Below are 5,631 nucleotides of genomic sequence, written 5' to 3' on the forward strand. Positions count from 1 at the left end.
CCTGTTGGGCTCCCCACCACGGGCTGGGCCCGCGGCCTACCCGGCGGGGAATGGGGGGACGCCCGCCACCCCGCCCGGGGGCTGGGGGGGGGCCTACCCTCCCCCCCACATCCGCCCCCCGGCGGGCCGGGGACGGCATCCGCAGTCGGCCGTACGAATGAACACGGCGGGCCGTGCGGCTCGACAAGGGGGTTCACCGGAGGGGGAACGGCGCGATGGCGGGGTGGCACGCGGTGCGCTGCCGTTCGGTGGGGAGGACGTCCGTACGGAGCGGACGATCAGGGGAATGGAGGAGTACCCACTCCTTTCCACTCTCAACTTATAGCGCACAGGGGGGCTTGCGGCAAGGCCCCGGTGGTACCGCAGAATCGCTCCTCGAAGCCAGGACCTGCGAAAACGGGAGACCCCCATAGTGCGTGCGCTGTTGTCGGTTGATGGATCGTGCGATGAGTTCGCGGCGCGTCCGCAGATTGGAGCCGCTGATATGAACTCCCTGACCACCAGTGCGTTCGACCTTCCCGGCCACCTCTCCCCCAAGGCCGACCCGGCGCTGATCGGCGGCGACGAGAAGCACTTCGCCGCCCTCGCGCAGAGCCTCGAGCAGGCGGTCGCCGAGCTGTCCGACCGCCTCGGTGAGCTGCGCAGAGCGCCCGGCGGCCGGGGCCGGGAGGCGATGGACCGGGACGTGGAGATCCACCGGCTGACGGGGCGTCTGCGGGCCCTGCGGCGCTTCGGATTGGACCTGTGCCTCGGGCGCATCGTCGGTGCGGACGACCCCGAGCCCGTCTACATCGGACGGCTCGGTCTCACCGACGGCGCGGGGGGCCGGCTGCTGATCGACTGGCGTTCGCCCGCGGCCGAGCCGTTCTTCGCCGCGACCCATGCCAACCCGATGGGTCTGGCGAGCCGCCGCAGGTACCGCTGGACCCGCGGCCGGATCGGTGACTACTGGGACGAGGTGTTCACCGCCGACGGGTTCGAGGGGCACGCCGCGCTCGACGACCAGTCCGCATTCATCGCGAGCCTGGGCAGCAGCCGCTCGCCGCGCATGCGCGATGTGCTCGGCACCATCCAGTCCGACCAGGACGCCGTCATCCGCGCGGGTTCCCGCGGCGCTCTCGTCGTCGACGGCGGTCCGGGTACGGGCAAGACCGTGGTGGCGCTGCACCGCACCGCCCATCTCCTCTACTCCGACCCCCGTCTCGGCCACCGGCGGGGCGGCGTGCTGTTCGTCGGTCCGCACCAGCCCTACCTGTCCTATGTGGCCGACGTCCTGCCCAGCCTCGGTGAGGAGGGCGTGCAGACCTGCACCGTGCGGGACCTCGTCGACGAGGGGGCGGGAGCGGTGGCCGAGGCCGACCCGGCGGTGGCGCTGCTGAAGTCGTCCGCGGAGATGGTGAAGGCGATCGAGAAGGCCGTCGGCATCTACGAGGAGCCGCCCACCGGGGGGATGACGGTCAGCACCCCCTGGGCCGACGTCCGGCTCGGGCCGGAGGACTGGGCAGAGGCGTTCGAGGCGGCCGCCGGCACCCCGCACAACGAGGCGCGCGAGCTGATCCGGGAGGAGCTGCTGACGATCCTGCTCGACAAGCTCGACGACGAGGACCTCTCGCCCGATCTGTTGCGCAGGGCGCTGCAGCACGACGAGGAGCTGACCGGGACGCTCGACCGAGCCTGGCCGACGATCGACGCGGCCGACCTCGTCGGCGACCTGTGGTCGGTGCCGTCCTACCTGCGGATGTGCGCTCCCTGGCTCAGTCGCGAGGACGTGTCGGCGTTGCAGCGCGCGGACGCCCACGCCTGGACGGTCTGCGACCTGCCCCTCCTGGACGCGGCCCGGCAGCGGCTCGGCGACCCGGAGGCGGCACGGCGGCTGCGGCGACGGGGCGCGGCGGTCGCCGCCGAACGCGAGCGCATGTCCGGTGTCATCGACGACCTGCTCGCGGCCGACGACGACGGCGAGGGCGCCGTGACGATGCTGCGCGGCAAGGACCTGCAGGACAGTCTGATCGACGAGAGCGCGCTGCCGGGCACGGACCCCGACCGGCTCGCCGGCCCCTTCGCCCACATCGTGGTGGACGAGGCCCAGGAACTGACCGACGCGGAGTGGCAGATGCTGCTGCTGCGCTGCCCGTCCCGGAGCTTCACCATCGTCGGGGACCGCGCCCAGGCCAGGCACGGGTTCACGGAGTCGTGGCGGGAACGGCTGGAGCGGATCGGGTTCGACCGGATCGAGGTGGCCTCCCTGAGCATCAACTACCGGACGCCCGAAGAGGTCATGGCGGAGGCCGAGCCGGCCATCCGGGAGGCGCTCCCGGACGCCAACGTACCGACCTCCGTCCGCAGCAGCGGTGTCCCCGTCGTCCACGGCTCCGTCGCGGAGCTGGACCCGGTCCTCGACAGCTGGCTCGAAGCGCATGCCGACGGGGTCGCCTGCGTGATCGGCGCTCCCGCCTTCCGGGCGACGTCCCGTGTCCGGTCGCTGACCCCGGGGTTGTCGAAGGGGCTCGAATTCGACCTGGTCGTCCTCGTCGACCCGCAGGCCTTCGGCACGGGGGTCGAAGGAGCGGTCGACCGTTACGTCGCGATGACCCGGGCGACGCAGCGACTCGTGATCCTCACGAGCTCCTGACCCCCGGCAGGGCCACCGGTCGCGGGCGGGGGCGCGGCCCCGGTCCGCGCCGCCGCCGGACCGCCGGGGCGAGGAGGACCAGGGCGACCGCGGCGCCGTACGCGATCGCGCTCAGCGCCGACCGGTGGCCGAACACCGGAGCCAGGAGGTAGACGGCCGCGCCCGCGAGGGCGATGCCCAGCCATTCCCAGCGTCCGTCCATGGCCACGAGGGCGATCAGGAGCAGGGCGTACCAGGAATAGCCGGGGGTCAGGAGCGCGAAGGCCCACCCGGTGACCAGGAGCGCTCCGCTCCACGGGCGGTGCGGGTCGCCGCGCCGCATCACGTGGAGGGACACGCCCGCCATCGCGGCGAGGAGCACCGGGAACGCCCAGCTGTCGGGCAGGACGAGGCGGAGCAGGGCGTAGCGGGAGCCGGCGGAGGGGTCGTCGTAGCCCTCCTCGTCCACGTAGCCGCCGAGGTAGCCGAGGACCGAGCCGTGCGAGAGGAGGACGTAGGGCAGGTAGGCGAGCAGGGTGAAGGCGGCGGCGGGGGCCAGCACCGCGGCCGCGTCACGGACCCGGCGCACCCCGGACAGCGCGCCGGGCAGTACGACGGCCGGCATGAGTTTGGTGGCGACGGCGGCGCCCAGGACCATGCCTCCGGCTGCCCGCCGGCCGGTGCCGTGCGCCGCGACGAGTCCGAGGCCGATCACGGCGAACAGCACTCCCAGGACGTCCACGTGCGCGTTGTTCACGGCCTCGATCGGTACGGCGGGACACCAGGCCCAGTAGCCGGCCCGGTGCAGGTCGCGGCCCCGGCGGCGCAGGATCAGCAGCAGGGCGCCGGTCACACCGAGGGAGAGGAGACCGGCGCCGGTCTGGAGCGGCCCGTGCCGGGCTCCCTCCGGGGCGAGTTGATCGACCGCGAGGAAGTACGCCTCGGCGACGGGCGGGTAAATGGTGTGCACGGCGGGCCGGTTGATCCGGGTGCAGTGCGCGACGGCGCCCCCTCCGGGGATGCGGGCCAGGTCCGGTCCCGCGCAGGCGGCGCCCGTGGGGAAGAGCCAGGGGTCGCGCAGCCGGGCCGGTCCCGGATCCTGCGGGGCGTGGTCGTAGGGCGAGACACCGGCCGACTGGACCCGGCCGTCCCAGGCGTAGCGGTAGGAATCGGTACTGGTACGGGGCGGCGCCACCAGCCCGGTCGCCGTGACGGCGAGCGCCCCGGCGAGGAGCAGGGGCACGACGTGGGCGGCCGGGACCCTGCGCAGCGCGAGCAGGGCGAGGGCGAACAGCACCCAGCAGGCCGCGTACCGGCAGAACAGCCCGGCGGGGTCGGTGAAGTAGCCGTCGTGGCGGACAGTGAGGACGAGGACGGCGGTGAGGGCGGCCAGGGCCGCAGCGGTGAGGGCGGTGGCGGCAACGGGGGCGTCAGCGCGGGCGGCAGTGGGAGCGGGGGCGGTACGCGGTTTCACGTCCGCAGCGTTCCAGCAGCGGGACCGGAATCGGGGTCGGCGGCCCCGCACGTCCGCATTCCGTAAGGTGTTGCAGCGACCCGCACGGGCGCCGGCGGGGGTGTCATGGGCCCATGCGTTTCACTCCTCCCCACGGCCCGCCGGTCACCTTCAGGGCACGGCTGCACGACGCCCGTACCGCGACGGTCATCGGCCGCCTGCTCGGGCTCGCCGTCGTCGTCTGTTTCGCCACCGGCGTGCTCAGCCACTACCTCCAGCACCCGCCGGTCTGGCTTGCCGACCGGCTGCCGAGCCGCCCGTACTGGGGCTACCGGTTCACCCAGGGCCTGCACGTGGCCTCCGGCACGGCCGCGATCCCCCTGCTCCTGGCCAAGCTGTGGGCGGTCTACCCGCGGCTCTTCGCGTGGCCGCCGGTGCGCTCCGTGCGGCACGCGCTGGAACGCCTCTCCGTGGCCGTGCTCGTCGCCGCCGCGATCTTCGAGCTGTTCACCGGGCTGCTGAACACCTTCCAGTGGTACCCGTGGCCGTTCTCCTTCGTGCCCGTGCACTACGCCGTCGCGTGGCTCCTCCTGGGAGCGGTGCTGCTGCACGTCGCCGTTCAATGGCCGCGGATCCACGGCCACTTCACCCGCAGCTCCCCCGGCACCCTGGCCCTTCCCGCGGCCGACGGGCCGGACCGGCGGCAACTGCTGGCGGCCGTCGCGGCAGCGGCCGGCGCGGTCACGCTGACCACGGTCGGGCAGTCCGTCACCGCGCTCGGTCCGCTGGAGCTGTTCGCTCCGCGCAGCCCGGACCACGGTCCGCAGGGGCTGCCCGTGAACCGCACGGCCGCCGCGGCGCGCGTCACCGGGGCCTCGCTGGCCGGCTGGCGGCTGACCGTGGCCGGGCCGCGGCCGTACAGCCTCACGCTGGAGGAGCTGCGCGCGCTCCCCCAGCACGAGGTGACCCTGCCCATCGCCTGCGTGGAGGGCTGGAGCAAGTCCGCCCGGTGGACGGGGGTACGGGTACGGGACCTGCTGGAGCGCGCCGGCGGGGGCGCGGGCGCGCGCTGCCGGGTGGTGTCGCTGGAAGTGGCGGGCGCCTACCGGGTGATGGAGATGGGCCGCCTGTACGCGCAGGACCCGCTCACCCTGCTGGCCCTGCGGCTCAACGGAGAGGTGCTGTCCCTGGACCACGGCTGTCCGGCGCGGATCATCGCCCCGAACCGGCCGGGCGTGCTCCAGACGAAGTGGGTCGGCCGGCTGGAGGTGGCGTGATGGCGTACCGGTACGTGTGTGGTGGCCTCGGCCTGGTCCTGATGACCTTCGGCGGCCTCCTGCTGGTGCGGGAGCCCGAGCCGTGGCGGATCGGGCTGTGGCTCGCGGGCGGGGTCCTCGTGCACGACGGGCTGGTCGCCCCGCTGGTCCTCGCGGTCGCGGCGCTCTGCGCGGCGGCGGGCCTGCGCCTGCGCGGGGTCCCGCGCGCCGCGCTGATCGTCGCGGGTTCGCTGACGGTGATCGCCCTGCAGGCGCAGCTGCGCGCCGGCGGCGTGGCCATCGCGTCGGGG

General features: G+C 74.0%; 3 protein-coding genes and 1 pseudogene. 3 read left to right on the plus strand and 1 reads right to left on the minus strand.

What is annotated here, in order from left to right; translation table 11 throughout:
- Window positions 1-484 precede the first annotated feature (484 nt).
- Window positions 485-2,632, plus strand: a complete 2,148-nt coding sequence (gene helR, locus ACWGE1_RS39770) for an RNA polymerase recycling motor ATPase HelR (RefSeq protein ID WP_453425347.1) — start codon at window positions 485-487, stop codon at window positions 2,630-2,632.
- Here the strand turns inward: helR and ACWGE1_RS39775 are convergent.
- Complete coding sequence (locus ACWGE1_RS39775; protein WP_453425348.1) at window positions 2,619-4,085, minus strand: glycosyltransferase 87 family protein; 1,467 nt, start codon at window positions 4,083-4,085, stop codon at window positions 2,619-2,621. The genes helR and ACWGE1_RS39775 overlap by 14 nt on opposite strands.
- 113 nt (window positions 4,086-4,198) lie before the next feature.
- Here ACWGE1_RS39775 and ACWGE1_RS39780 point away from each other — a divergent pair, with 113 nt between their 5' ends.
- Window positions 4,199-5,341 carry a molybdopterin-dependent oxidoreductase gene (locus ACWGE1_RS39780; protein ID WP_453425349.1) on the plus strand — a complete coding sequence of 381 codons (1,143 nt, stop codon included), beginning with the start codon at window positions 4,199-4,201 and terminating at the stop codon, window positions 5,339-5,341.
- Window positions 5,341-5,631 (plus strand): annotated as a pseudogene (locus ACWGE1_RS39785) (hypothetical protein); the annotation flags it as partial. The gene ACWGE1_RS39780 and the pseudogene ACWGE1_RS39785, both read left to right, overlap by 1 nt.

The organism is Streptomyces sp. NPDC054932 (assembly GCF_053610205.1).